General features: G+C 71.1%; 25 protein-coding genes. 13 read left to right on the forward strand and 12 right to left on the reverse strand.

Annotated features, from left to right (window positions below; genetic code table 11):
• The first annotated feature begins 46 nt into the window (after nt 1-46).
• From AB0C82_RS08030 to AB0C82_RS08085, 12 genes are all read left to right on the forward strand, one after another.
• Entirely contained in the window at nt 47-1,744 is a 1,698-nt protein-coding gene (locus AB0C82_RS08030) for a nitrite/sulfite reductase (RefSeq protein ID WP_362837550.1), read from the forward strand.
• On the forward strand, nt 1,741-1,920 hold the full coding sequence (locus AB0C82_RS08035) for a hypothetical protein (RefSeq protein ID WP_328906565.1): 180 nt from the start codon (nt 1,741-1,743) through the stop codon (nt 1,918-1,920). Before AB0C82_RS08030 ends, AB0C82_RS08035 begins: the two co-directional genes overlap by 4 nt.
• Entirely contained in the window at nt 1,917-2,633 is a 717-nt protein-coding gene (locus AB0C82_RS08040) for a phosphoadenylyl-sulfate reductase (RefSeq protein WP_362837552.1), read from the forward strand. The genes AB0C82_RS08035 and AB0C82_RS08040 overlap by 4 nt, the downstream gene beginning before the upstream one ends.
• A complete protein-coding gene (gene cysC / locus AB0C82_RS08045; RefSeq protein ID WP_328906563.1) occupies nt 2,633-3,202 on the forward strand; it encodes an adenylyl-sulfate kinase in 570 nt (189 codons plus the stop codon). Before AB0C82_RS08040 ends, cysC begins: the two co-directional genes overlap by 1 nt.
• Entirely contained in the window at nt 3,199-4,134 is a 936-nt protein-coding gene (gene cysD / locus AB0C82_RS08050) for a sulfate adenylyltransferase subunit CysD (RefSeq protein ID WP_362837554.1), read from the forward strand. The genes cysC and cysD overlap by 4 nt, the downstream gene beginning before the upstream one ends.
• A gap of 1 nt (nt 4,135) precedes the next feature.
• Nucleotides 4,136-5,488 (forward strand): GTP-binding protein, encoded by a 1,353-nt coding sequence (locus tag AB0C82_RS08055; RefSeq protein WP_362837556.1) that lies wholly within the window; start codon nt 4,136-4,138, stop codon nt 5,486-5,488.
• Nucleotides 5,489-5,722: 234 nt separating this feature from the next.
• Complete coding sequence (locus AB0C82_RS08060; protein WP_362837558.1) at nt 5,723-6,838, forward strand: ABC transporter substrate-binding protein; 1,116 nt, start codon at nt 5,723-5,725, stop codon at nt 6,836-6,838.
• Nucleotides 6,839-6,881: 43 nt separating this feature from the next.
• Nucleotides 6,882-7,673, forward strand: coding sequence for an ABC transporter ATP-binding protein (locus tag AB0C82_RS08065; RefSeq protein ID WP_362837560.1), 792 nt, complete (start codon nt 6,882-6,884; stop codon nt 7,671-7,673).
• A complete protein-coding gene (locus tag AB0C82_RS08070; RefSeq protein ID WP_362837562.1) occupies nt 7,660-8,538 on the forward strand; it encodes an ABC transporter permease in 879 nt (292 codons plus the stop codon). Before AB0C82_RS08065 ends, AB0C82_RS08070 begins: the two co-directional genes overlap by 14 nt.
• A 7-nt stretch (nt 8,539-8,545) precedes the next feature.
• Nucleotides 8,546-9,298: a sirohydrochlorin chelatase gene (locus tag AB0C82_RS08075; RefSeq protein ID WP_362837564.1), complete on the forward strand. Its 753-nt coding sequence runs from the start codon at nt 8,546-8,548 to the stop codon at nt 9,296-9,298.
• A gap of 482 nt (nt 9,299-9,780) precedes the next feature.
• The gene (locus AB0C82_RS08080) at nt 9,781-10,203 is read left to right on the forward strand and encodes a peptidase inhibitor family I36 protein (RefSeq protein WP_362837566.1); all 423 of its coding nucleotides are present in this window, start codon (nt 9,781-9,783) and stop codon (nt 10,201-10,203) included.
• A gap of 111 nt (nt 10,204-10,314) precedes the next feature.
• A complete protein-coding gene (locus AB0C82_RS08085) occupies nt 10,315-11,265 on the forward strand; it encodes a hypothetical protein (protein WP_362837568.1) in 951 nt (316 codons plus the stop codon).
• Between the two features lie 115 nt (nt 11,266-11,380).
• Here the strand turns inward: AB0C82_RS08085 and AB0C82_RS08090 are convergent, their stop codons facing one another.
• From AB0C82_RS08090 to AB0C82_RS08145, 12 genes are all read right to left on the reverse strand, one after another.
• Nucleotides 11,381-12,199, reverse strand: coding sequence for an ABC transporter ATP-binding protein (locus AB0C82_RS08090; RefSeq protein WP_362837570.1), 819 nt, complete (start codon nt 12,197-12,199; stop codon nt 11,381-11,383).
• A 4-nt stretch (nt 12,200-12,203) separates the two neighbouring features.
• Complete coding sequence (locus tag AB0C82_RS08095) at nt 12,204-13,283, reverse strand: iron chelate uptake ABC transporter family permease subunit (protein WP_362838388.1); 1,080 nt, start codon at nt 13,281-13,283, stop codon at nt 12,204-12,206.
• A 29-nt stretch (nt 13,284-13,312) separates the two neighbouring features.
• The gene (locus AB0C82_RS08100; protein WP_362837572.1) at nt 13,313-14,338 is read right to left on the reverse strand and encodes an iron chelate uptake ABC transporter family permease subunit; all 1,026 of its coding nucleotides are present in this window, start codon (nt 14,336-14,338) and stop codon (nt 13,313-13,315) included.
• A gap of 64 nt (nt 14,339-14,402) precedes the next feature.
• Nucleotides 14,403-15,461 (reverse strand): iron-siderophore ABC transporter substrate-binding protein, encoded by a 1,059-nt coding sequence (locus AB0C82_RS08105; protein WP_362837574.1) that lies wholly within the window; start codon nt 15,459-15,461, stop codon nt 14,403-14,405.
• A 56-nt stretch (nt 15,462-15,517) separates the two neighbouring features.
• Nucleotides 15,518-17,299 carry an ABC transporter ATP-binding protein gene (locus AB0C82_RS08110; RefSeq protein ID WP_362837576.1) on the reverse strand — a complete coding sequence of 594 codons (1,782 nt, stop codon included), beginning with the start codon at nt 17,297-17,299 and terminating at the stop codon, nt 15,518-15,520.
• Nucleotides 17,296-18,987 (reverse strand): ABC transporter ATP-binding protein, encoded by a 1,692-nt coding sequence (locus AB0C82_RS08115; protein ID WP_362837578.1) that lies wholly within the window; start codon nt 18,985-18,987, stop codon nt 17,296-17,298. Before AB0C82_RS08115 ends, AB0C82_RS08110 begins: the two co-directional genes overlap by 4 nt.
• A gap of 112 nt (nt 18,988-19,099) precedes the next feature.
• Nucleotides 19,100-19,483: a nuclear transport factor 2 family protein gene (locus AB0C82_RS08120; RefSeq protein WP_362837580.1), complete on the reverse strand. Its 384-nt coding sequence runs from the start codon at nt 19,481-19,483 to the stop codon at nt 19,100-19,102.
• 248 nt (nt 19,484-19,731) lie between these two features.
• Nucleotides 19,732-20,934 carry a S8 family peptidase gene (locus AB0C82_RS08125; protein ID WP_362837582.1) on the reverse strand — a complete coding sequence of 401 codons (1,203 nt, stop codon included), beginning with the start codon at nt 20,932-20,934 and terminating at the stop codon, nt 19,732-19,734.
• Between the two features lie 335 nt (nt 20,935-21,269).
• Complete coding sequence (gene mgt / locus AB0C82_RS08130; protein WP_362837584.1) at nt 21,270-22,478, reverse strand: macrolide-inactivating glycosyltransferase; 1,209 nt, start codon at nt 22,476-22,478, stop codon at nt 21,270-21,272.
• Nucleotides 22,479-22,532: 54 nt separating this feature from the next.
• Nucleotides 22,533-23,828, reverse strand: a complete 1,296-nt coding sequence (locus tag AB0C82_RS08135) for an extracellular solute-binding protein (RefSeq protein WP_362837586.1) — start codon at nt 23,826-23,828, stop codon at nt 22,533-22,535.
• On the reverse strand, nt 23,828-24,667 hold the full coding sequence (locus AB0C82_RS08140) for a carbohydrate ABC transporter permease (RefSeq protein WP_362837588.1): 840 nt from the start codon (nt 24,665-24,667) through the stop codon (nt 23,828-23,830). The genes AB0C82_RS08135 and AB0C82_RS08140 overlap by 1 nt, the downstream gene beginning before the upstream one ends.
• Nucleotides 24,664-25,611 carry a sugar ABC transporter permease gene (locus AB0C82_RS08145; protein ID WP_362837590.1) on the reverse strand — a complete coding sequence of 316 codons (948 nt, stop codon included), beginning with the start codon at nt 25,609-25,611 and terminating at the stop codon, nt 24,664-24,666. Before AB0C82_RS08145 ends, AB0C82_RS08140 begins: the two co-directional genes overlap by 4 nt.
• A 155-nt stretch (nt 25,612-25,766) precedes the next feature.
• Between AB0C82_RS08145 and AB0C82_RS08150 the strand changes: the two genes are divergently transcribed.
• Nucleotides 25,767-26,633, forward strand: a complete 867-nt coding sequence (locus AB0C82_RS08150) for an aminoglycoside phosphotransferase family protein (RefSeq protein WP_362837592.1) — start codon at nt 25,767-25,769, stop codon at nt 26,631-26,633.
• Nucleotides 26,634-26,727 lie beyond the last annotated feature (94 nt).

Consider the following 26,727-nt stretch of genomic DNA (forward strand, 5'->3'; position numbering starts at 1 on the left):
TGTGCAGGTCAGAGCCGCCCTCCGCAGTCCCGAAGGACGTATTGTCATGGCCGCCACCCCGGAACAGCCTGCGACCACAGCGCCCCGCCGCAAGGCCGGACGCCACCGTGGCGAGGGCCAATGGGCGATGGGTCACTTCACCCCGCTGAACGGGAACGAGCAGTTCAAGAAGGACGACGACAGTCTCAACGTGCGGACACGCATTGAGACGATCTACTCCAAGCGGGGATTCGACTCGATCGACCCCAACGACCTTCGTGGACGTATGCGCTGGTGGGGCCTGTACACCCAGCGCAAGCCCGGCATCGACGGCGGCAAGACGGCGATCCTGGAGCCGGAGGAGCTGGACGACCGCTACTTCATGCTCCGTGTGCGCATCGACGGTGGCCGGCTGACCACCGCTCAGCTCCGGGTGATCGGCGAGATCTCGCAGGAGTACGCGCGGGGCACCGCCGACATCACCGACCGGCAGAACGTCCAGCTGCACTGGATCCGCATCGAGGACGTCCCGGCGATCTGGGAGAAGCTGGAAGCCGTCGGGCTCTCCACCACCGAGGCGTGCGGTGACTGCCCCCGCGTGATCATCGGTTCCCCGGTGGCCGGGATCGCGGCCGACGAGATCATCGACGGCACACCGGCGGTCGACGAGATCCACGACCGCTACATCGGCAGCCCCGAGTTCTCGAACCTGCCCCGCAAGTTCAAGACCGCCATCTCGGGTTCGCCGGTGCAGGACGTGGTCCACGAGATCAACGACATCGCCTTCGTGGGCGTGGACCACCCCGAGCACGGCCCCGGCTTCGACGTCTGGGTCGGCGGCGGTCTCTCCACCAACCCGCGGCTCGCGGAGCGGCTCGGCACGTGGGTGCCGCTCGACGAGGTCCCGGACGTCTGGGCCGGAGTGGTCGGCATCTTCCGCGACTACGGCTACCGCCGGCTGCGGACCCGCGCCCGTCTGAAGTTCCTGATGGCCGACTGGGGTCCCGCCAAGTTCCGCCAGGTGCTGGAGGACGAGTACCTCAAGCGCCCGATGCTGGACGGCCCCGCCCCTGCCCAGCCCTCCTCGCGCTGGCGCGACCACATCGGTGTCCACCAGCAGCGGGACGGCCGGTTCTACGTCGGCTTCGCCCCGCGCGTCGGACGCGTGGACGGCTCCACCCTCGCCAAGATCGCCGACCTCGCGGCCGCGCACGGCTCGGACCGGCTCCGTACCACCGTCGAGCAGAAGATGATCATTCTCGATGTGGAGCAGGACCAGCTCGACTCGCTGGTCTCCGGCCTGGAGGCGCTGGACTTCCAGGTGAAGCCGTCGCCGTTCCGTCGCGGCACGATGGCCTGCACCGGCATCGAGTTCTGCAAGCTGGCGATCGTCGAGACGAAGGCGCGCGGCGCCTCGCTCATCGACGAACTGGAGCGCCGCATGCCGGAGTTCGAGGAGCCGCTGACGATCAACATCAACGGCTGCCCCAACGCCTGCGCCCGTATCCAGACGGCCGACATCGGCCTCAAGGGCCAGCTCATGCTCGACGAGGACGGCAACCAGGTCGAGGGCTACCAGGTCCACCTCGGTGGCGCGCTCGGCCTGGAGGCCGGCTTCGGCCGCAAGGTCCGTGGTCTCAAGGTCACTTCGGCCGAGCTGCCCGACTACGTCGAGCGTGTTCTCGGCCGGTTCCAGGAGGAGCGCGAGGCCGACGAGCGCTTCGCGACCTGGGCCGCCCGGGCCAGTGCGGAGTCGCTGTCATGAGCGAGCGAGCCGCGCCGTTCTACTGCCCGTACTGCGGTGACGAGGACCTGCGTCCGCACGAGACCGGGCACGGCGCCTGGGAATGTGCTTCCTGCAATCGCGCGTTCCAGCTGAAGTTCCTGGGGCTGCTGTCCCAGGGCCTGAAGCGCAACGACGTTGAAGGGGACGGGATATGACGGACACTCTGCAGTCCGCCGAGCTCACCGACGAGGCTCTGAGGGAACTGGCCGAGCAGGCGGGCCGGGAGCTGGAGGACGCCTCCGCGCCCGACATCCTGAAGTGGGCGACCGACACGTTCGGGGCGCGGTTCTGCGTCACCTCCTCGATGGAGGACGCGGTGGTCGCGCATCTCGCCTCGCGTGTGGCCCCCGGTGTGGACGTGGTGTTCCTGGACACCGGCTACCACTTCGAGGAGACCATCGGGACGCGGGACGCGGTGGACGCGGTGATGGACGTCAACGTCATCACGCTCACCCCCCGGCAGACGGTCGCCGAGCAGGACGCCGAGTACGGGCCGAAGCTGCACGACCGCGACCCCGACCTCTGCTGCGCGCTGCGGAAGGTCAAGCCCCTGGAGGACGGCCTCACCGCGTACGCCGCGTGGGCGACCGGCCTGCGGCGTGACGAGTCGCCGACCCGGGCGAACACCCCGGTGGTGGGCTGGGACCAGAAGCGCCGCAAGGTCAAGGTCTCGCCGATCGCCAGGTGGACGCAGGACGAGGTGGACGCGTACGTCGCCGAACACGGCGTACTGACCAACCCCCTGCTCATGGACGGGTACGCCTCCGTGGGCTGCGCGCCCTGCACACGGCGGGTGCTGGAGGGCGAGGACGCACGGGCCGGCCGGTGGGCCGGGCGGGGCAAGACCGAGTGCGGACTGCACGGCTGATGACAACGGATCAGGAGACTTCGATGAGCGTGACGGAGACGGGAGCCACCGTCTGGCTGACCGGTCTGCCGAGCGCGGGCAAGACGACCATCGCGTACGAGCTGGCGGGCCGGCTGCGCGGTGACGGGCACAAGGTGGAGGTGCTCGACGGCGACGAGATCCGGGAGTTCCTCTCCGCGGGCCTCGGCTTCTCCCGCGAGGACCGGCACACCAACGTCCAGCGGATCGGCTTCGTCGCCGAGCTGCTGGCGGCGAACGGTGTGAAGGTGCTCGTCCCGGTCATCGCCCCGTACGCGGACAGCCGGGACGCCGTCCGCAAGCGCCACCGCACCGAGGGCACCGCGTACCTGGAGGTGCACGTCGCCACCCCCGTCGAGGTGTGCTCCGAACGCGATGTGAAGGGTCTCTACGCCAAGCAGGCAGCGGGCGAGATCAGTGGCCTCACCGGGGTCGACGACCCCTACGAGGCACCCGAGTCGCCCGATCTGCGGATCGAGTCGCACCAGCAGACCGTGCAGGAGTCCGCAAGCGCCCTTCGTGCGCTGCTCACCGAAAGGGGCCTGGCGTGACGACCGTCGCCACCGTGCCGGAAGGCACCGTCCATCCTTACGCCCTCAGCCACCTGGACTCCCTGGAGTCCGAGGCGGTGCACATCTTCCGCGAGGTGGCGGGTGAGTTCGAGCGCCCGGTGATCCTGTTCTCCGGCGGCAAGGACTCCATCCTGATGCTGCACCTGGCGCTCAAGGCGTTCGCGCCGGCGCCGGTGCCGTTCACGCTGCTGCACGTCGACACCGGGCACAACTTCCCCGAGGTCCTGGAGTACCGGGACCGCACGGTCGAGAAGCACGGGCTGCGGCTCCACGTCGCCTCCGTGCAGGAGTACATCGACGCCGGGAAGCTCCGCGAGCGCCCCGACGGCACCCGCAACCCCCTCCAGACGGTCCCGCTGACCGAGGCGATCCAGCAGCTCCGCTTCGACGCGGTGTTCGGCGGCGGACGGCGCGACGAGGAGAAGGCGCGCGCCAAGGAGCGGGTCTTCTCGCTGCGCGACGAGTTCTCGCAGTGGGACCCGCGCCGTCAGCGCCCCGAACTGTGGCAGCTCTACAACGGCCGGCACGCTCCGGGTGAGCACGTGCGGGTCTTCCCGATCTCGAACTGGACCGAGCTCGACGTCTGGCAGTACATCGAGCGCGAGGGCATCGAACTCCCCGAGATCTACTTCGCCCACGAGCGCGAGGTCTTCAACCGCTCGGGGATGTGGCTGACCGCGGGCGACTGGGGCGGTCCCAAGGAGCACGAGAGCGTCGAGACCCGGCTGGTGCGCTACCGCACGGTCGGCGACATGTCCTGCACCGGCGCCGTCGACTCCGACGCCACCACGCTGGACGCCGTGATCACCGAGATCGCCGCCTCCCGTCTCACCGAGCGGGGCGCGACGCGGGCCGACGACAAGATGTCCGAGGCCGCGATGGAAGACCGCAAGCGCGAGGGGTACTTCTAACATGACCACACCCACCCAGCAGGCCGGCCTCGTGTCGACCACCACGCTGCTTCGGTTCGCCACCGCGGGCTCGGTCGACGACGGCAAGTCCACCCTCGTGGGACGCCTTCTGCACGACTCGAAGTCGGTCCTCACCGACCAGCTGGAGGCCGTCGAGCACGCCTCCCGCAACCGTGGACAGGAGACGCCCGACCTGGCGCTGCTGACCGACGGACTGCGGGCCGAGCGCGAGCAGGGCATCACCATCGACGTCGCGTACCGCTACTTCGCGACGCCCGCCCGCCGGTTCATCCTCGCCGACACCCCCGGCCACGTGCAGTACACCCGCAACATGGTGACCGGCGCCTCGACCGCGGACCTCGCCGTCGTCCTGGTCGACGCCCGTAACGGCGTCATCGAGCAGACCCGCCGGCACGCCGCCGTCGCCGCCCTGCTGCGCGTCCCGCACGTGGTCCTGGCCGTCAACAAGATGGACCTCGTCGCGTACGCGGAGCCCGTGTTCGCCGCCATCGCCAAGGAGTTCACGGCGTACGCCGCGTCCCTGGGCGTCCCGGAGATCACCGCGATCCCGATCTCCGCACTGGCCGGTGACAACGTCGTGGAGCCCTCCGCGAACATGGACTGGTACGGCGGCCCGACCGTGCTCGAGCACCTGGAGACGGTGCCGGTCAGTCATGACCTCACCGCCTGCCACGCGCGGTTCCCCGTGCAGTACGTCATCCGCCCGCAGACCGCCGAACACCCCGACTACCGGGGTTACGCGGGACAGATCGCCGCCGGAGCCTTCCGCGTCGGCGAGCCTGTCACGGTCCTGCCCTCCGGCCGCACCTCCACCATCGCGGCGATCGACGCGCTCGGTGAGAGCGTCGAGGAGGCGTGGGCGCCGCAGTCCGTCACGATCCGGCTGACCGACGACATCGACGTCTCGCGCGGTGACCTGCTCGCCCCCGTCGAAGACGCGCCCGCCGTCACCCAGGACGTAGAGGCGACCGTCTGCCACGTCGCCGACCAGCCGCTCTCGGTCGGCCAGCGGGTGCTGCTCAAGCACACCACCCGCACGGTCAAGGCGATCGTCAAGGACATCCCGTCCCGGCTCACCCTGGACGACCTGTCCCAGCACCCCGCTCCCGGGCAGCTGGTCGCCAACGACATCGGCCGGGTCGTCGTACGCACCGCCGAACCCCTCGCGCTCGACGCGTACGCGGACTCGCGGCGCACCGGCTCGTTCCTGCTGATCGACCCCGCCGACGGCACCACGCTCTCCGCCGGCATGGCGGGTGCCTCGTTCGCCGAGGTGGCCGCCGCCGTGCACGACGAGGCCGCGGCGGGCGACGACGCCGAGTGGGACTTCTGATGACCATCGACATCTTCTCGACCTTCGCGAAGGAGGGCGGCCGGGTCGGCAGCGGCGCCCTCGGCAGCGGCCAGGGCGGCGTCGGGCGATGTGCGTGATGACGTACGCGCACCGCCTGCGCGCCCGCTCGCACCAACCGCACCGCCCGTTCAGACGAAGACCTGCCGACCACCCGGCCGCGTCCCCCGACTTCCGGGGGACGTGAGTACCGGGCCGACGAGAGGAAAGCCTCCCGTGTCTGCCCCCCGTTCCACCGTCCGCCGCAGCATCGCTGCTGCCGCCGCCCTGCCGCTGCTCGCCGTGGTGCTCACGGCCTGCGGCTACGGCTCCGAGGCCAAGGACGACGACGCGAAGAAGACGAACGTCGCCGCCGGCGGCAAGAAGCTCTCCGCGGACAGCGTGAAGATCGGATACTTCCCGAACCTCACGCACGCCACCGCCCTGGTCGGTATCCAGGAAGGGCTGATCGCCAAGGAACTGGGCGGCACCGAGGTGAAGCCCTCCACGTTCAACGCGGGCCCCTCCGAGATCGAGGCCCTCAACGCGGGCTCGATCGACATCGGGTTCATCGGCCCCTCCCCCGCCATCAACGGCTTCTCCAAGTCCCAGGGCAAGAACCTGCGGATCATCGGCGGTGCGGCGTCCGGCGGCGTCAAGCTGGTCGTCGACCCGAAGAAGATCAAGACCCTGGACGACCTCAAGGGCAAGAAGATCGCCACGCCTCAGCTCGGCAACACCCAGGACGTGGCGTTCCTCAACTGGATCGCCGAGAAGGGCTGGAAGGTCGACGCCCAGAGCGGCAAGGGCGACGTCTCCGTGGTCCGTTCGGACAACAGGGTGACGCCGGACGCCTTCAAGGCGGGCTCCCTCGACGGCGCCTGGGTGCCGGAGCCGACCGCGTCCAAGCTGGTCGCCGAGGGCGGCAAGGTGCTCCTGGACGAGTCCACGCTGTGGCCCGACAACAAGTTCGTGATCACGAACATCATCGTGTCGCAGAAGTTCCTCTCCGAGCACCCCGATGTCGTCGAGGCGGTGCTGCGCGGTTCGGTGAAGACCAACGCGTGGATCAACGCCAACCCGGACAAGGCGAAGGCGTCGGCCAACGCCGCGCTGGAGGAGCTCAGCGGCAAGGCGCTCTCCCCCGAGGTCATCGACCCCGCGTGGAAGTCCGTCCGGTTCACGGACGACCCGCTGGCCGCCACCCTCGACGCCCAGGCCAAGCACGCGGTGAAGGCGGGTCTCCTCGATGAGACGGACCTGACGGGGATCTACGACCTCGCGCCGCTCAACAAGATCCTGAAGGCCGCGGGCCAGCCCGAGGTCAGCGACGCCGGTCTCGGCGTCAAGTAACCCGACCGCCCATCCGTTCCAGGATTCCCAGGAGGTGACGACCATGGCGACCACCACCCTCACCAAGGCCGAGGACCGTGCGACGGTCGAGCACGCCGCTCGTATCTCGCACGTCTCCAAGTCCTTCGCAGGACCCACGGGTCAGCAGCTCGTCCTGGACGACATCACGCTCGATGTCGCCCCCGGCGAGTTCGTCACCCTCCTGGGGGCCTCCGGGTGCGGAAAGTCGACCCTGCTCAACCTGGTGGCCGGACTCGACCGCCCGACCGCGGGGTCCATCGAGACCCCCGGCGGGCGGCCGGCCCTGATGTTCCAGGAGCACGCCCTCTTCCCGTGGCTGACCGCGGGGAAGAACATCGAGCTCGCCCTGCGGCTGCGTGGGGTGCCGAAGCAGGACCGCCGCCCTGAGGCCGAGCGGCTGCTCGAACTCGTCCGTCTGGGCGGGGCGTTCGGCAAGCGGGTGCATGAACTCTCGGGTGGTATGCGGCAGCGCGTGGCAATGGCGCGCGCGCTCGCCCAGGACAGTCAGCTCCTCCTGATGGACGAGCCGTTCGCCGCGCTCGACGCCATCACGCGCGACGTGCTGCACGACGAACTGACCCGGATCTGGCGCGAGACGAACGCGTCGGTCCTCTTCGTCACGCACAACGTGCGTGAGGCGGTACGGCTCGCGCAGCGGGTCGTGCTGCTCTCTTCGAGGCCGGGCCGGATCGCCCACGAGTGGTCGGTCGACATCGAGCACCCGCGCCGCATCGAGGACACCGCGGTGGCGGAGCTGTCCGTCGAGATCACCGAACAACTGCGTGGGGAGATCCGCCGACATGGCCAGCACTGACATCAAGACCGACGATCTGGCCGGTCTCGAAGCCGGTCTCGACGCCCTGGACGCCGTGCAGGTGCGGCGGACCCCGGTGCGCGAGGTCCTCGTCGGCAAGGTCCTGCCGCCGCTGCTGGCGGTGGTGCTGGTCGTGGCCACCTGGCAGCTGCTGGTCACCGCGCAGGTCACCGACGACTACAAGCTGCCGCCGCCGTCCGCCGTCTGGGACAGCGCGGTCGACATGTGGCTCGCGGGAACGCTGCTCGAAGTGATCTGGACCAGCGTCTCGCGCGGTCTGCTCGGATTCGTGATGGCCGTCGCCCTGGGGACGCCGCTCGGTCTCCTGGTCGCCCGGGTGAAGTTCGTCCGGTCCGCCATCGGCCCGATCCTGTCCGGTCTCCAGTCCCTGCCCTCGGTGGCCTGGGTGGCACCGGCCGTCATCTGGCTCGGCCTCAACGACAAGATGATGTACGCCGTGATCCTGCTCGGCGCGGTCCCCTCGATCGCCAACGGTCTGGTCTCCGGCGTCGACCAGGTGCCCCCGCTCGTCATCCGGGCGGGCCGCACCCTCGGCGCGACCGGGCTGCGCGGCACCTGGCACATCGTGCTGCCGGCCGCGCTGCCCGGCTATCTGGCGGGCCTCAAGCAGGGCTGGGCCTTCTCCTGGCGTTCGCTGATGGCGGCCGAGATCATCGCTTCGTCGCCCGATCTCGGCCTCGGCCTCGGGCAGTTGCTGGAGAACGGCCGCAACAACTTCGACATGCCGGGGATCTTCCTCTCGATCCTCCTCATCCTGTTCGTCGGCATCGCGATCGACCTGCTGATCTTCAGTCCGCTGGAGCGGTGGATCCTGCGCAGCCGCGGCCTCCTCGTGAAGAGCTGAGTCCGCCATGTCCTCACCTGTCCTCCTCGTCATCGCCCACGGCAGCCGCGATCCGCGGCACGCCGCGACCGTGCACGCGCTCACCGAGCGGGTACGTACGCTGCGGCCGGGGCTGCGCGTGGAGACGGGCTTCCTGGAGTTCAACGCCCCCTCCGTGCCCCGGCAGCTGGAACGCCTGGCCGCGGAGGGCGTGGAGGACGTGGTCACTCTGCCGCTGCTCCTCACCCGGGCCTTCCACGCCAAGACCGACATCCCCTCGGTGCTGCGCGAGGCCCGGACCCGCCTGCCGCGGATGCGGGTGCGGCAGGCCGAGGTCCTGGGCCCGTCGCCGCTGCTGAACGCGGCGATGGAACAGCGGCTGTACGAGGCCGGGGTCTCCCGCGGCGACAAGAGCTCGACCGGGCTGGTCCTGGCCTCGGCGGGCTCCACAGACCCGGAGGCGATCGCAGTGATCGCTGAAATCGCGCGGGAGCTGCGGCACACCGGTTGGTGCGCCGTGCGGCCTGCGTTCGCCTCCGCATCTCTTCCCCGTACCGAGGACGCGGTGCGGGCCCTGCGGGCGGACGGGGTGCGCCGCGTCGCGGTCGCCCCGTACGTCATCGCGCCCGGGCGCTTGCCGGACCGGATCGCCGCGGGTGCGGCGGAGGCCGGCGCGGATGTGCTCGCCGGAGTCCTCGGGGCCGCACCGGAACTGGCCCGGCTGCTGGTGGACCGCTACGACGAGGCGCGGGCCGAACGGCGGACGGCGCTCAGCGCCTAGGGCCTGGTCCGGTTGGCGGGGGCGTGGGTATGTCGCGGTGGCAGGTGAGGCAGGCGCCGGGGTCCAGTGCGTGTCCGGACTCCAACTCAACGCACACGGACGCGACCTGACGATCGTTCACAAGATCTCGAGCACCACCGAACCCGGCAGACACACACCACCACGACCAGCCTGACCACGCACTACTGGGCGCGGGCGGGAATGTGCGCACAGGTCGGAAGGGGAACGTCGTGCCCACTAGACCATGCACCCGGCACGATGCCCTGGCATATGCGCAAGAGTGGCTGGAAACGCACGACTCACGGCTGATAATTACGCTCTCGACGGGACATCGCGGCGCCCGGCCAGCCATCACGTGATCCAGATCACCGATCGATCCCCCCACGAGGTGCACCCCATAGCGGTGACGTTGTGTCAGTTCATCCTGCATTGGCACCTGCTAGCTTCTGGCTCTCCGCCTCCATGGAACGAAAGAGAATCTGATGAACATCAAGCGCCTCGTCGCATCCAGCGGCATAGCCCTGGCCCTCACCGGATCGATGCTCACCTTCGCGGCCCCGGCCAACGCCGTCATCGGCTGCGAGGACTACCACGCCTGCCTGTACTACAACTCCGACTACAAGGGGGCCATGTACAAGCAGGAGTACGACGTCCCGGACTACTACAACCGGTACTTCGAAACCAGCCTCGCGGGCAGCAACGGCAACGGTGTCGTGGTCAAGAACAACGCCGCTTCCGTGGACAACTGGGACAGAGTCAGCCGGATCCGGGTCTACTACAACTCGAACTACAACGGCTCGTACGCCTACCAGACCATCGCGGCGAACGGAAAGGCGAACCTCAACAGCACGATGAAGAACAACAACGCCTCCGGGATGTTCATCGACTACGGCGGCAACAAGTAACTCACCGACGCGAGAGGGGCATTCCGGCCGTCCGAATCCGGTGGCATCCGGCGGAGTGCCCCCCCGTATGCCTTCGCCCCGGATCTCAGCCTTCAAAGGAAACCGACGCTCATGGGAACGTCCCTCTCCCGAACCTTTTCGGCCGCCCTCACGGCCTCGCTCGCGGCGGCCCTGCTCGCCGGCTGCGGCAGCCTCTCAGGGGGCAGGAGCGCGAAGGCCACGGACGTTCCCGCCACCCCTGCCGAGATATCGGAGATCACCACGGCGGTGATCGAACCCGTACCCGTGGAGGCCTATCTGCTCACCGAGGAGCAGTGGACCATGCTCGGGAGGGCCGAGCACGCGCTGCGCGTGCGCTGCATGGAGCGCTTCGGATTCCCGTACGAGGAACCCTTGCCGGTCGGTGAGCCCTCGGGCCAGACCATCTCCCAGTACCGCTACGGCAAGTTGGACCCCGCGAAGACCGCCGTCCACGGGTACCGGATGCCCGGCGCCCCCTCCTCCGCCGGCGGTACGGATGCCGGAGCGACCACGGCCAAGGAGCGACGGAAGAAGCCCACCGCGGCCGAGCGGATGGTTCTCAGCGGCACCGCCGACCTCACGGCGAAGAGCGGAAGGGGCGGCCAGAACGTCAACGGCGGGACGGTGCCCGACGGGGGCTGCGTCGGCGAGGCGCAGCGGAAGCTGGGCGACTACGGGGACGCCCAGATCGCCAACGACGTGAACCTCGGCAGCTTCGGCAAGTCGCTCCAGGACGGGCGGGTGATCGCGGTGTTCGCCAAGTGGTCGCGCTGCATGGCGGAGAGCGGTTACCACTACCAGACCCCGATGGAAGCCTCCGAGGACGAGAAGTGGCTCGGCGAAACGGCCTCCGCCGAGGAGAAGACCGTCGCCACCGCGGACGCCCTGTGCAAGATCAAGAACAATGTCGCGGGGGTCTGGTACGCCGTCGACGTCGCCTACCAGAAGCAGGCCATCGAGGAGCACGCCGAGGAACTCGACCAGGTACGGAAGGGCATCGACGGGCAGCTGAAGGCCGCCGCCGAAGTCCTGGGAGACTGACGGACCCCACGGTGGCTGTGTGAGCGCGATCGCGTCGACGGCGATGAACTCGCCGGCTGCGGACGGGGCCCGGCCCGCCGGACGCGAGGCCGGGCCCCGTTTCTCGGGGAAGCGCTCAGTGCGCAGCCTCTGCGGGGGTGTGGTGCCGGCCGACCGGGATGACGAGCGGGGTGCCGCTGACCGGGTCCGTGGTGACCTGGCAGCACAGCCCGAAGACGTCCTCCACCGTGGCGGCCGTGATGACGTCGGCGGGCGCCCCTTCGGCCACGATGCGGCCGGCCTTCATGGCGATGACGTGATCCGCGTACCGGCACGCCTGGTTGAGGTCGTGCAGCACCATCACGACGGTGCGGCCCTCGCGGCGGTTGAGGTCGGTGACGAGGTCGAGGACGTCGATCTGGTGGGCCAGGTCGAGGTAGGTCGTCGGTTCGTCCAGGAGCAGGACCGGCGTGCCCTGGGCGACGGCCATCGCGATCCATGCCCGCTGGCGCTGACCACCGGAGAGTTCGTCGACGGCGCGGTCGGCGAGGTCCGTGGTGCCCGTGGCCTCCAGCGCGTCGCGCACGGCCTGTTCGTCGGCCTTGGTCCACTGCCGCCACCAGGTCTGGTGCGGGGAGCGCCCCCGGTTGACCAGGTCGATGACGGTCAGGCCCTCGGGGGCGACGGGTGACTGCGGGAGGATGCCGAGCTGCTGGGCGAGTTCCCGGGTGGGGATGGAGTGCAGGGCGCGGCCGTCCAGCCGGACGGCTCCCTGGCGCGGGGCCAGCAGCCGGGCCAGCGCCCTGAGCAGGGTGGACTTGCCGCAGGCGTTGGCGCCGACGATCGCGGTGACCCGGCCCGGTGGCACGGCCAGGTCGAGGTCCGTGACGACGGGGCGGTCGTCGTAGCCCAGGTGCAGGCCCTCGGCCCGGAGGTCGGGTTCGGCGTCGGACATCGGTTCAGCCTCCTGAGCCCGCGCGGTTGACGCGGATGAGCAGCCACAGCAGTACCGGGGCGCCGAGCACACCGGTGACGATTCCCACGGGCAGTTCGGTGCCGGGGATCACCTCGCGCGCGACGACGTCGGACGCGAGGACGACGAGGGCGCCGGTGAGTCCGGCGGCCAGGGGCGGCGGCCAGGCCGTACGGCACAGGCGCTGGGCGATCTGGGGTGCGGCGAGCGCGACGAACGCGACCGGTCCGGCGGCCGCCGTCGCGAAGGCCACCAGGCCGACGCCGGTGAGCAGGACGACGAGGCGCACGGTCTGGACACGGGTGCCCAGCCCGGTCGCGACGTCGTCGCCGAGCTGGAGCGTCCGCATCAGACGGCCGATCAGCAGGGCTGCGGGGAACAGCACGACCAGGGCCGCGGTGAGTGGTCCGGCCTGCTGCCAGTCGCGGCCGTTGAGGTTGCCGACGAGCCAGCCGAGGGCCTCCTGGGCCTGGAACCTGCTGCCCCGTGCGAGGAGGAAGTCGGTGGCGCTGAGGCAGATCCAGGACACGCCGATACCGACGAGGACGATCCGGTATCCGGTGGTGCCGCGCCGCCAGGCGAGTCCGTAGACGAGGAGGGCGCTGGTCAGGGCGCCGAGGATGCCGAGCGCCTGGGTGCCGAGGCCGAAGTCCCAGCCGAGCACGATGCCCGCCACGACCGCGGTCCCGGCGCCGTGGGTGAGGCCGATCATGTCGGGGCTGCCCAGCGGGTTGCGCGTCATCGTCTGGAACAGGGCGCCGGACATCCCGAACGCGACACCGGCGAGCAGCCCCACCATCGCCCGGGGCAGCCGCAGTTCCCGGACGACGAGCAGGGTGCCGGCGTCGCCCGATCCCGTCAGCGCGCGGGCGACGTCGGTGAGCGGGATGCCGTACTCACCGACCGACAGGTCCCAGCACAGGGCGAGGAACACGGCGGCCGCGAGGAACGCGCTCACCGCGAGCTGTCTGGGGTGCAGGATGCCGGAGACGCGTGGCACGGCCAGGCGGAACGGCCGCCCGCCGACCGGGGCGCGCGCCACGGGCGGCGCGGTGGTGCCGTCCATCGGGGCGGGAAGGGCCTTGGGGGTCATGGTCATACCTCCGCGAGCTTGCGCCGACGGACGAGAGCGATGAAGAACGGTCCGCCGATGAAGGCGACGATGATCCCGGCCTGTATCTCGACGGGCCTGGCGATCACCCGCCCGAGGATGTCCGCGGCCAGCAGCAGACAGGCGGCGAGTGCCGCGGACAGGGCCAGCAGCGCGCGGTGGTCGGGGCCGATGCCGGCGTGCTGGGCGAGGACCCTGGCGACGTGCGGGACGACGAGGCCGATGAAGACGACGGGGCCGATGACCGCGACCGCGGCACCGGTGAGCAGGGTGATCGCCAGCACGCCCTGGAGGCGGACGAGGCCGAGCCGGCGGCCCAGCGAGGCGGCGACGTCGTCGCCGAGGGCGAGGCTGTTGAGGGCAGGGGCGCTCGCCAGCGCGAGGAGGGCGCCGACCGCGAGGAAGGGCAGGATGCTCCAGACCGTGGAGGCTTCCTGGTCGGCGAGCGATCCCGCCGACCAGAACCGGAAGCGGTCCAGCGCGTCGGGGTCGGTCAGGACGACGGCGCTGGTCAGCGAGGACAGGGCGGACGTCACGGCGATTCCGGCGAGCGCCAGTTTCACCGGGGTGGGCCCGGAACGTCCCAGCCGCCCCAGCAGGTAGACCACGACGCTCGCCGCCAGGGCCCCGGCGAACGCGAACCAGATGTAGCCGAACAGCGAGCCGATGCCGGCGACCCCGGCGGCGAGCACGATGGCGAAGGCAGCCCCCGCGCTCACCCCCAGGATGCCCGGGTCCGCCAGCGGGTTGCGGGTCAGCGCCTGCATCACGCAGCCGGACAGGCCGAGCGCGGCGCCCGCCGCGAGGCCGAGTGCCGTACGGGGCACGCGCACCGACCAGATGATGTCCTCGATCCGTGCACCGGCCGGGTCCCCGGTCAGTGCGCTGATCACCTGGCCGGGCGGGATCCGGAGGGCGCCGAGACCGATCGACAGCAGGCCGAGCACCACCAGCGCGGCGACGAGCAGGGCCACGAGCAGGGCGGGGCGCCATCGGGCGGGGTGGGTCACGGGGCTTGCTCCACGGTCCGGGTTCCTCACGGGCTGGTCGGGGCGGCCGGTCGTCCGGCGCCGGTCAGGAGGCCGGCGCGGTGACCTCGGTGGCGGTCTTTCCGTCGACGGCCGCGGCCAGCAGGGGCGCCAGCCGGTCGACCGTGTAGGGGAGGCTGAGCGGGCTCACGAACGAGATCGCGTTGCCGAAGTCGCTGTTCGTGCCGACCAGGACCTCGCGCTCCTCCTTGGCCACCCTCAGGTCTCCGTAGAGCGGGTCGGCGTGCAGCTTCTTCCCGTCCTTGGCCACATCGGTGACGAGCCACACGATGGCGTCGGTGTCCAGGAGGTCGGTGCGCTCCTTGCTGATGTTCGCGCCGAACGCGTCGCCGATGACCTTGTCCAGGTCGGCGGGGAGCGCGAAGCCGAGACCGTTGAGGAGACGCGAGCGGTTGTCCGAGGTCCCGTAGACGAACGTGCCCTCGTACGGGGTGGCCATGACGGCGCTCGCGCCCTTGAACTCGGGGTGCGCGGCGGCCGCTTCGGTGATGTGCTTCTCCGTCTTCGAGACGAGCGCGGCGGCTTCGTCGGCCTTGCCGAGGGCGCTGCCGACGGTCTTGGTCTGGTCCTGCCAGGAAATGCCGTAGTCGGGGGCGTCCTTGGGCTGGGCGACGACCGGGGCGATCTTGGAGAGGCTGCGGTACTGGTCCTTGGTGAGGCCGGAGTAGAGGGCCAGGATCAGATCGGGGCGCAGGGAGGCGATCTTCTCGACCTGCGGGCCGGTGCCGGTGTCCTTGAGGACGGTGGGCGTCTTCCCGCCGCCGAGCGCGTCCTCGGCCCAGGGGCCGACGGCGCCCGGGTAGCCGCCGAGCCATTCGGTGGTGCCGACCGGGACCGTGCCGAGGGCGAGGACGGCGTCCTGGTCGGAGAGGCCCACGGTGACGACGCGCCGGGGCTCGGACTTCACGGTGGTGCTGCCGTACTTGTGCGCCAGGGTGACGGGGAAGGCGCCCTTCCCGGCCGGGCTGTTGCCGGCCGTTCCCTCGCTGTCGCCGTCGCCGGAGCCGCAGGCGGCCACCGAGAACATCAGCAGGGCGGACGCGGCCACGGCGGTCAGCCGGGTGCGCTGGAACAAGCGGAACATGACGGAGTCCTCCTGTGAGATTCGGTGGGTCGGCGGCCTTGGGGCGGCCGGAGCGGTCAGGGGTGGGGTGTGGTCCGGCTGCCGGACCAGGCCCGCCAGAGGTCGGCGTACGGCCCGCCGGCGTCGCGGAGTTCGGTGTGGGTGCCGCTCTCGACGACCCGGCCGCCGTCGAGTACGACGACGCGGTCGGCGGCCACGGCCTGGGTGAGCCGGTGGGCGACGACGAGCGCGGTCCGTCCGGCCAGGGCCCGTTGCGCGGAGCGCTCCAGGTCGCGCGCGCCCGCGCTGCCCGCCTCGGCGGTCGCCTCGTCCAGCACGGCGACCGGCGGGTCGGCCAGGACGAGCCGGGCGAGGGCGAGTTGCTGGGCGCGTGCGGCGTCGAGGCGGTGGCCGCCCTCGCCCACGACCGTGCCGAGCCCGTCGGGCAGGGCCTCGGCCCAGGCCAGGGCGTGCACCGTGGACAGCGCGGTGCGCAGTTCGTCGTCGGTGGCGGCGGGGCGGGCCAGCCGGAGGTCGTCGGCGAGGGTGCCGGTGAACACGTGCACTTCCTGGGTGACCAGGACGACGGAGGGGCCGTCGGCGGCGCCCGTGACGCGGACGGTTCCTTCGGTGGGCAGTTGCACACCCGCCACCAGCCGGGCCAGCGTGGACTTCCCGGCCCCGCTGGTGCCGACCAGGGCCACGTGTTCGCCGGGTGCCAGGGTCAGCGACACCTCGTGCAGTACGGGGCTGCCGGAGCCGTACGCGTGGCTGACCGCGTCGACGGTGACGGAGGCCGGGGTGGGCGTGGTCCGCTGCCCCGGGAGGTGGCCGGCCGTCACGTCGTCCCGCGTCGCGGCGTCCGCGGACTCGGTCACACCGACGAGCCGGGCGAGTCCGGCGGCTGCCGACTGTGCGTCGTCCAGCAGGACGAGTGCGGCGTTGACCGGCCCGAACAGGCTGTGGAAGTAGAGGGCGGCCGCGGTGGCCGTACCCACCGAAACGGCGCCGTCGCCGACCAGGACGAACCCGGTCACGAGGACCCCCGCCAGTCCGATGTACTCGGCGATGTGGAGCCGTTGGTAGAAGCCCAGCACGAGATGGACGGCTCGCATCGTCAGGTCGACGGCGGCCCCCGAGCGCTTCGCGGCCCGCTCGGTGTGCTGCTGCTCCAGCCGGTGGCCCCGTACGGTCGTGGCGCCGCCGATGGTCTCCAGGAGCTGTTGCTGCTGGGCCCCGTTGGCGACGCGCTGGTCGGCGTACAGGGTGACGGCGCGGCGCACGTACCAGCGGGCGGTGAGTGCCTGTACGGGTACGGCGAGGAGCGCGGCGAGCAGGAACCGGATGTCCAGCAGGGCCAGCGCGCCGAAGGTGAGGACGATCGCCAGGACCGAACGGGCCAGTTCGGGCAGGGCGGAGCGGACGGCTTCGGCGACCCGGGCGACGTCGCCGGTGACGCGGGCGGTGAGGTCGCCCGCCCCGGCTCGTTCGAGCCGGTCGGCGGGGAGGGTGAGGACGCGTTCGACGAACTGTTCGCGCAGCCGGGCCAGTACGGTCTCGCCGAGGCGGGCGACCTGGGTCAGCCCGATCGTCGTGGTGACGCCCTGGACGACCGCTACCAGGACGAGCAGGAGCACCGGCTGGGTGAGCGCGGCCACGGGCCGGCCGTCGGCGACGATGTCGACGATGTGGCCGAGGAGCGGCTGGACGAGGAGGCCGACGGCCGTGGCGGCGATCAGGACACCGAGTCCGACGGCGGCCCTGCCCCGGTCGGGCCGTACGAGTACGCGCAGCGCGGCCCGGGTCCGGGCGGCGGTGGCGATGGGCAGCAGTTCCCTGCTGTCGGGGGGCGTGGTCATGTGAGCACCGCCGCACGGTAGACGGAGTTGTCGCGGACCAGGTCGTCGTGCGTGGAGCGGGCCGTGATCGTGCCGCCGTCGATGAGGACGACGCGGTCGGTTGCGGCGAGCAGGGCGGGGCTGCTGGTGACCAGCACGGTGGTGCGCCCTGTGCGGGCGGTCCGGATGCCGGTGGCTATCCGGGCCTCGGTGGCGGCGTCCACCGCCGTCGTCGGGTCGTGGACGACCAGGACGCGGCGGTCGGCGGCCAGGGCCCGGGCGAGGGCCACACGTTGTCGCTGCCCGCCGGAGAGTGCGCGGCCGCGCTCGCCGACCTGGGCCGTGGTGCCGCCGGGCAGGGCCGCGGCGACCTCGTCCGCGGCGGCGGCCGTCATCGCGGGGTGCGGGTCGGCGCCAGGGGGCGCGGCGGCGGTGACGTTCTCCAGGAGGGTGCCGTCGAAGAGCTGCGCGTCGTGTTCGGCCACCAGGACCACCGAGCGCAGGGCGTCGGGGTCGAGGTCGGTGAGCGGGATGCCGTCGAGTTCGACGGTGCCGGCCGCCGGGTCGCCGGTCCGGGCCAGGCAGTAGAGGAGGGCGGCGGCGTGGCCGGGGTCGGTGACGACGACTCCGAGGTGTTCGCCGGGCGGGACGGTGAGGTCGAGTCCGGTGAGGCCGGCGTGGGAGAGGCCGCGCAGCCGCAGCTCTCCGCGTACGGGTGCGGGCACCGTCCTCGTGCCGCCGGTGGACTCCCCCGGTGCGGCCAGCACGTCGGCGATCCGGGCCGCGGATGCCCGTCCCTTGGCGAACTCGGCGCCGACCCAGGCCAGCATGCCGATCGGGCCGGGCAGGAAGAGGGCGAGACCGACGGCGGAGACGAGCGCGCCGAGGCCGATGGAACCGCTGAGGACGAGGCGGGCGCCGACGAGGGCGACCAGGGCGATGAAGACTCCGGTGAGCGTCAGCATCAGCCCGCTCTGGAAGGCCTCCGCGCGGGCGGCCCGCACGTTGGCCGCCATGGACGCCTGGCTGGTGTGCCGGTAGCGGTCGACGGCGGCCATTTCGGCGCGCAGCCCCTTCAGTACGCGAACCCCTGCCACGAGGTCCGCGGCGACTCCGGAGGCGTGCGCGGCGCGTTCCTGTTCTGCCTCGCTGCGGTGTTCCAGGGGCCTGGCCAGGAAGTGACCCAGCGCCATCAGGACCGGGGCGCCCAGCAGGACGAGCAGCCCGAGCGGGACGGAGGCCCTCAGCAGGAGCACCGCGCCCGCGACGACACCGACGACGGCGGCGATCCCGAGGGTCAGGGCCATGTTCACGGCACCCACCCTGCGGGCGTCCTCGGTGGCGACGTTCACCAGGGCGCCGGGCGGCCGTCCCGCCTCCGCCCCGCCGTGCGGTGCCAGTACCCGGCGTACGACGTCCAGACGCAGCAGGTGCGCTGCCCGTTCGGCGGCCCGTTCACCGGCTCTGCAGCCGAAGCGGAATCCGAACGAGAGCGCGGCGTAGACGAGGGCGAGTACGACCAGCCAGCGGGCGAGCGCCCCGCCGTCGGGGTGGACGACGGCACGGTCGACGACGAGACCGATCAGGACCGGGACGAGTGCCTCGCCGGTCTGGTGGGCAGCGCCGAGTACCGAGCCGACGACGACGTCCCTGCGTTGCCCCGCGACGGCGCGGCGCATGATGCCGCCCCCGGGCGTGTCAGCCCTCAATCGCTTACCCCTCGAAGTCTCCGGAGCGTCGGAAACGGGGCTCCCGACCGCACACCTCCAGCCAAAACGAAGGCAAGGCTAACCTAAACCTGACTGGACGGGGAACGGCGTATCAGACCTCGGCGAACGGATCGTCGACGTACGGGGTCGCCTGGTGGAAGTAGAGGAGCCAGCCGCTCTCCGTGCGCCGCCACAGGGAACTGCGGTGGGAGTGCAGTCCCTTGGACTCGGTGTCGAAGGTGAGGTGCACGTAATCGGTGCAGAGCTGGACGCCTCGCATCCGGGACGCCGTCAGCGGACCGGGGCTCGGGGCGTCGGCCGCCGTGAGTGCGGCGATGATCGAGTCCCGGTTCCAGAGCCGGCCGCTGGTGCCGATCTCGCGGAACTCGGTGTGGAGCAGCGAGACGAGAGTCTCGGCCGAGGCACGGACGACGGGGTCCAGGAGGCGCAGCTCTCCGTCAATGGCCGCGGCCACGGCGGGCGACGGTTCGGTCACGTGTTCATCTCCACTGGTTGCGCGGGGGCGTTCCGGCCACGGGTCGTCATGGCGCTGCCACCGCCCCCGTGCGGCCGCTCCGTCCCGGTCCCGCGCGGGAATCCGGTGTACGTCGCGGACATGGGCACACCATAGGACGGTGCTCCCGGCCGGAGCGACCGCCGCGCCCCGTGGGGGAAGGCGCGGCGGCCGCCGGTTCGTTGCGGCCGGGCGGCGGAGCCCGCCGCCCGGCCCTTACCGTTGATCGGTTACTCGACGACCTTCAGCAGCTTGTTGGCCGTGCCCTCGGTCGCGTTGGTGATGGCGTCGGGGGTCGCCCCCCCGGTCAGCGCCGTGGCGACCTGCTCCGGGGTGGCGTCCTGGTGTCCGCCGAGGTAGACGGCGGCGGCGCCCACGACGTGCGGGGTTGCCATCGACGTACCGGAGATGGTCTTGGTGCCGGTGTCGCTGTCGTTCCACGTCGACGTGATGTCGGAGCCCGGGGCGTAGATGTCCACGACCGCGCCGAAGTTGGAGAACGACGACTGCTCGTCGCCCACCGTGGAGGAGGCGACCGTGATGGCCTCCGGGACGCGGGAGGGGGAGCCCTCGCCGGCGTCACTGGACTCGTTCCCGGCGGCCACACCGAAGGTGACACCGGAGGCGATGGCCTTCTGGACCGCGGCGTCGAGAGCCGGGTCGGCACCGCCGCCGAGGCTCATGTTGGCGACCGACGGACCCTTGTGGTTCGTGGTGACCCAGTCGATGCCCGCGACGACCTGCTCGGTGGTGCCGGAGCCCGCGTCGTCGAGCACGCGGACGGCCACGATCTTCGCCTTCTTGGCGACTCCGTGGGCCGCACCGGCTATGGTGCCGGCCACGTGCGTGCCGTGACCGTTGCCGTCGTCCGCGTTGTCGTCGTTGTCCACGGCGTCGAAGCCCGAAGTGGCGCGGCCCTCGAAGTCGCTGTGCGTGACACGGACACCGGTGTCGATGACGTACGCCGTGACGCCCTCACCGGCGGCGTCCGGGTAGGTGTACGCCTTGTCGCCTGCGGTCCCGGCCTGGTCGATCCGGTCGAGACCCCAGGACGGCGGGTTGTCCTGGGTGGCGCTGGCCGTGAACTTCTTGTTCTGGACGACCTTGGCGACGGCCGGGTCGGCGGCGAGGCGCTTGGCCTCCGTCTCCGTGAGCCCGCTCGCGGAGAAGCCGTTGATGGCCGACTTGTAGTTCCGCTTGAGCTTGCCGCCGTACTCCTCGGCCAGCTCCGCCTTGTCCGCCTTCTCGTCCAGCATCACGATGTAGCTGCCGGAGACGGCGGTGGCCGCGTCGGCGCCGTAGACCGTGCCCATCGCCGGGGCCGGCGAGGCTCCGGCGAACGAGGTGGACAGAAGGGTGACTCCGGCTGCCGCTGCCACTGCGGTGATCGCGGCGGTCAGCTTGATCCGGCGTGCGCGCTTGTGAATTGCCATGAAGAGGGATCTCCTCGTCATTCTTTGTGGGGGGATTGACCCTCGGCCGGAAGATCTCCGGGGGTTGGCTCGAAACCCTGACCGATTGACACGCTCATATCAAGACCTTCATGTAGCTGTGACTTACTCAACAAGGTTTCGTAATAAGAAATCGGCCACGTCCGGTCAAGTCGGACACGACCCCCAACTTCCTTGATGCGCATGGGGCTTGTGGGGCAAGAACGGGTGTGGCTCCCCCGCCTGGACGGAGAGAGCCACACCCGAGTTGACCGAACACGAGGCGGAGACGGCTTGATCACGCCCCCCTGTCACCGGAAAACAGGCGACCGCGGTCGTCAAGCGGACAGTTCGGCCTCGACGAGGTCGGCCGCCCGCCGCGTGCCGCCCTCCCGCGCCATGCTTTCCCGTACTTCGGCGGCCCTGATGGCTACCGCCGGATCGCCGACGAGGGCGAGCACGGCCTCGCGCAGGGTCACGGCGTTCGCCTCCTCCATCGGCAGATGACGGGCGACGCCGAGCGCCTGGAGCATGTCCGCGTTGCCGAACTGGTCGACGGCCTGCGGAACGGCGACCATCGGCGTGCCGGTCGCGAGCCCCTCCTGGCTGCCGCCCGCGCCCGCGTGGGTGATGAAGGCGTCCGCCTGCCTGAGCACCGCGAGCTGCGGAACCCAGGAGTGCACCTCCACGCTCCCTGGCACGTCGCCGAGTTCGGACGGGTCCACGTGCGCGCCGATCTGGAGCACGACGTGCCAGCCGGGCAGGTCGCCGAAGGCGTCGACGCAGTCGCGGTAGAAGGCGGGCTGCTTCGTGAAGGAGGAGCCGAGGGAGACCAGCAGGACCTTCTCGGCACCTGCCGGGCGCCGCCACTCCCCCTGGTCGGCCCGGTCGCCCTGGCACGCGCCGACGAAGGTGTGGACGGTGCAGTCCACCCGGTCGGCGTGCGGCTGGAGCACCTCCGGGATGAGGACGATCGCCCGTCGCGGCCTGGCCACGAAGTCGTCCGACGACACGTCACCCAGGCCGTTCTCCGCGAGCCAGGCCTCGAAGCGCGCGTAGTACGCCCTGCCTCGCCCGGTCTTCTTGAGCTCGGCGGTCATGGGCTCACCGACCTCCTCCTCGTACCCCTCCCAGGGGACCATGTTGGGCCAGAGGGAGACGGCGGGAACCCCCCAGCGGTGGGCGAGGATCCGGGCCGGGTAGGAGGTGATGTCGTGGAGCACCAGGTCCGGCTCATCCCCTTCGAAGGCGGCGGCGAGCTGGGGCAGCGCCTGGATGCCGTCATTCAGGAACGGTTCGATGTTGTCGATCAGTTCGGTGCCCCAGGCGTCCGGGTCGTCGCCCACGGGCAGCACCGAGGTGTAGAGCACCGGCTCGGCCCCGGTGGCCGCGATCTTCTCGGCGAAGGCGGCAGGCGCGGCGGGGATGGCGTAACTGACGCGGTACCCACGGGCGACGAGTTCCCGGATGACTTCGAGGCTCGGGTTCACGTGGCCGTGGGCGGCGATGGAGAACATGGCGATATGGGCACGCGGCGATTCGGTCATGCGCCCACAATAGGCGAGACGATACGTCTCGTCCAGCCTGAATGCGCGGTCCGCTCAGCGCTGATAGCGGGCCAGGACCCGGTTCCCGTCGTCGACCAGGCGTTCTCGCAGCTCCTCGGTGTCGATCGCCCCGCTGTAGAACTCCTGGAGGGCCGGGGTGGCGACCTTGTCCTTCCATTCGGGGTAGCCGCGCACGGACTGGGCGGGCGCCGGGCGCAGCTCCTTCGCCAGCGCGGTGCCGGTCGCCCAGCCGTTCTCGGTGGTGCGCAGGGCCGGGTCGGCCAGGGCTTCGGTGCCGGTGGGCAGCATCCAGTCGCCCCTGGCCAGGCGGACCATGTTCGGCGGGCGCAGCAGGAAGTCGATGAACCGCATCGCTTCCTTCTTGTACGGGCTGTCCTCGGCGATCGAGAGCGTCTGCGGACTCACCCCCTGGGCGAGCCCGGCGGAGCCCGCCGGGGCGGGCAGGACCGTCCACTCGAAGCCCTCGGGCGCCTGCTCCACGATCTGCTGACGGTAGGCGAAGCCCAGCGGGACCATGGCGTACCTGCCGCCGAAGAAGCCCGGCAGGGTGTCGGAGCCGCCCATGCCCAGGGCCGTACGTGCGGCGCTGCCGTCGGCGCCGACCTGGTCGCGGACGGTTCCGGGGACCATCCGGTCCCCCTCTTCGAAACGGATGGTCACCTTGCCGTCCGCGCCACGGTGGAAGAGCTGCCCTCCGGCGGAGAGGCCGAGGTTGAGGGTGACGGATACCGGCTCCTTGAGCGGCCAGGCGACCCCGTATCTGCCCTTCGCCGTCAGCTCCTTGGTGACCTGGCGGAACTCCGGCCAGGTCCACGGCCGCTCCGGGGACGGGATGCGGACCCCGGACGCCTTGAGGATCCTGGTGTTGGCGATCAGGACGCGGGGCTCCTGGAGGAAGGGGACACCGTAGACACCGCCGTCGAACGTGGTGGTGCGCCAGGACTGTTCCGGGATGTCCGTGGTGAGCCGGTCCGGCAGGAGGGTGCGCAGGTCGGCGAGGTAGCCGCCGTACGCGAAGTCGGCGAGGTCGTCCGAGGCGTCGTGGATGACGTCCGGTGCCTCGCCACCCTCGAAGGAGGTGAGCAGCTGGTCGTGGACGTTGTCCCAGCTGCCCTGCACGTAGTCCACCTGGATGTCCGGGTTGGCCGCGTTCCACTCCTTCACCAGCTGCTTGTTGGCGTCGACGGACTCCTTCTGCCACGCCAGCGACTGGAAGCTCAGCCTGATCGTGCCGGCCGCGTCCCTGCTTTCCCGGCCGTCGGAGCAGCCGCTGAGCAGCAGGGTCAGCGCGGTGGCCGCCGCCGCGGCGGCACGGGTCAGTGCGCGCATCAGCTCTTCACCGCCCCGGCCGTCATGCCGCCGGTGATCCGCCGCTGGATGACCGCGAACAGGACGAGTGAGGGCAGGGTGGCGAGGAACGCGGCGGCGGCGAGCGGCCCGAGGTCGGCCACGCCCTCCGCGCCGAGGAAGTGGGTGAGGACGACCGGCAGGGTCTGCTTCTCCGGTGTCTTGAGCAGGACGAGAGCGAAGAAGAACTCGTTCCACGCGGTGATGAACGCGAAGAGCGCGGTGGCGACGATCCCGGGGGCCAGCAGCGGGGCGGTGACGGAGACCAGGGTGCGCAGCCTTCCCGCCCCGTCGACGGCGGCCGCTTCCTCCAGTTCGGGCGGCACCGCCCGTACGTACCCCGCCAGCATCCACAGGGCGAACGGCAGCGACCAGACCACGTACACCAGGATCAGCCCCCACAGCGAGTTGATCAGATGCAGGTTCTTGAGGATCAGGAACAGCGGAATGATGACGAGGACGAACGGGAACGCCTGGCTGACCACGACCCAGCCGGTCGCGGCGGTGGCCAGCCTGCCGCGGTGGCGGGCCATGGCGTAGGCCATGGGGGTGGCGACGGCCACCGCGATCAGGGCGGCGGAGACAGCGGCGACCAGGGAGTTGACGGCGGCCTGGAACAGCGGCTGCTCGTCGAACGCCTGCCGGAAGTTCTCCAGTGTCGGCTGCGCGGGAATCCAGGTGGGATGCAGCGAGCCGAGTTCGCGGGCGGGCTTGAACGCGGTGGAGATCAGCCAGGCGAACGGGAACGCCAGGAACACCAGGTAGCAGAGCAGCGCGGCGTACTGTCCGGCGCGTGCGGGCCTGCTGGTACGAAGGCTCATGCGTCCTCGCCTCCCCTGAGACGGCCGACGAGGTAGAAGGCGAGGATGACGGAGATCACCGCGACCATCACGCAGCCCATGGCGGCGGCGTAGCCGAACTGGCCGTAGCGGAATGCCTCCTCGTACGCGAAGAGCATCGGCAGCCGGGTACGGCCGCCGGGGCCCCCGCTGGTCAGCACGTAGACCAGTGCGAACGAGTTGAAGTTCCAGATGAAGTTGAGCGCGGTGATGGAGAGGGCGATGGGCCGGACGGCGGGCCAGGTCACCGTACGGAAGCGGCGCCAGGCCCCCGCGCCGTCGAGTGCCGCCGCCTCGTGGAGTTCGTGCGGGGTGTTCTGGAGGCCGGCGAGCAGCGCGACCGTGGTCTGGGGCATACCGGCCCAGATACCGACGACGATGACGGCGGGCAGCGCGGTGGCCAGGCCCGTGAGCCAGTCCCGGCCGTCGCCGAGGCCGAGATCGCGGATGGTCTCGTTGAGGATGCCCGCGTCGGGGTTGTAGACGAGCCGCCACATGATGCCGACGACCACTTCGGGCATCGCCCAGGGGATGATCGCCAGCGCGCGTGCCAGCCACCGCATCCGCAGGTCCTGGCTGAGCAGCAGGGCGAGGCCGAGCGCGAGGACGAACTGCGGGACGGTGACGCCGACCGCCCACAGCAGGCCGATCCGGAACGAGTCCCAGAACAGGGTGTCGTGCAGCAGGTCCTGGAAGTTGAGCCCGCCGATCCACCGGGTGGAGCGGGTGCGGCCGGACTGCGCGTCGGTGAAGGCCAGCGCGATGCCGTAGAGCAGTGGTCCGACGCTGAGGATCAGGATGGGGATCAGGGCCGGAAGCACCAGGAACCATGCGGCTCTGTCCCGCCCGGCCCTGCGGCCGGCTCCGGGCCGTCCCCCGCGCGTGTCCTCGCGTCCGGACCGCTTCGTCGCGGTCGTCAGTGCCACGGATCCGACTCCTTTGCTCCATCGCAACGGATTCATTCCGGTCCGACCGCCCAGGGGTCCTCAGCCATCGTGCTGACGGCCCGTCGGTTCGTCAAGGCGGCCTCCCTCGGGGCTGCCCGCGCCTGGCGGCCTGCGGGGATGCGAAAATCCGGAGCATGAACGAAATGCGTGCGCGCGAGGTGCTGAGCGCCGCCGGACTGCCCGGCGGCGCGGAACTGATCGCGCTGGGCGAGAACGCGGTCTTCGCCGTCGGCGACCTGGTCGTCAAGGTCGGCCGGGACGCCGCGCACCACCCGGAGCTGCGGGAGCGGGCGGAACGGGAGCTGGCCGTCGCTCAGTGGCTCGCGGCGTCCGGCGTCCCGGCCGTGCGGGCCGCCGAGCCCGGCGCCCGGCTGGTCGAGGGCCACCCGGTGACCCTGTGGCACCGGCTCCCGCCCGCCGTTCGCCCCACCGAGCCCCGGGATCTCGCGCCGCTCCTCGCCCGGGTGCACGCACTGAGCGCTCCGGAGGGTCTCGTCCTGCCCCGCCGCGAACTGCTCGGCGGCGTCGAACGCTGGCTGCTGCTGGCGGGTGACGCGATCGACCCGGCCGACGCCGACTTCCTGCGCGAGCGCCGGGACGGGTTCGCGGCGGCCGCCGGCGCCCTGACCCCGCACCTGACGCCGGGCCCGATCCACGGCGACGCGCTGCCGCGCAACGTGCATGTCGGCCCGGACGGACCGGTCCTGGTCGATCTGGAGACGTTCTCCGCGGATCTGCGGGAGCACGACCTGGTGGTGCTGGCCCTCTCACGCGACCGGTACGGCCTGCCCGCCGAGCGGTACGACGCCTTCACCGCCGCGTACGGCTGGGACGTCCGGGAGTGGGTGGGCTGCACGGTCCTGCGCGGCGCCCGGGAGACGGCGAGCTGCGCCTGGGTCGCCCAGCACGCGCCGGCGAATCCCAAGGCACTCGCGGAGTTCCGCCGGAGGGTCGCCTCACTGCGCGACGACGACTCCGAGGTCCGCTGGTACCCGTTCTGACCGGCCCTTACCGTCGGACGCCGGCGCTCCTGGCGCCCGGTGGGCCGCCTGCGGGCAGCTCTGATCACCCCGATAGGGTGCTGGAAAGTCTTCC

The organism is Streptomyces sp. NPDC048560 (assembly GCF_040650955.1).
In the GTDB taxonomy this organism is placed as follows: Bacteria; Actinomycetota; Actinomycetes; order Streptomycetales; family Streptomycetaceae; genus Streptomyces.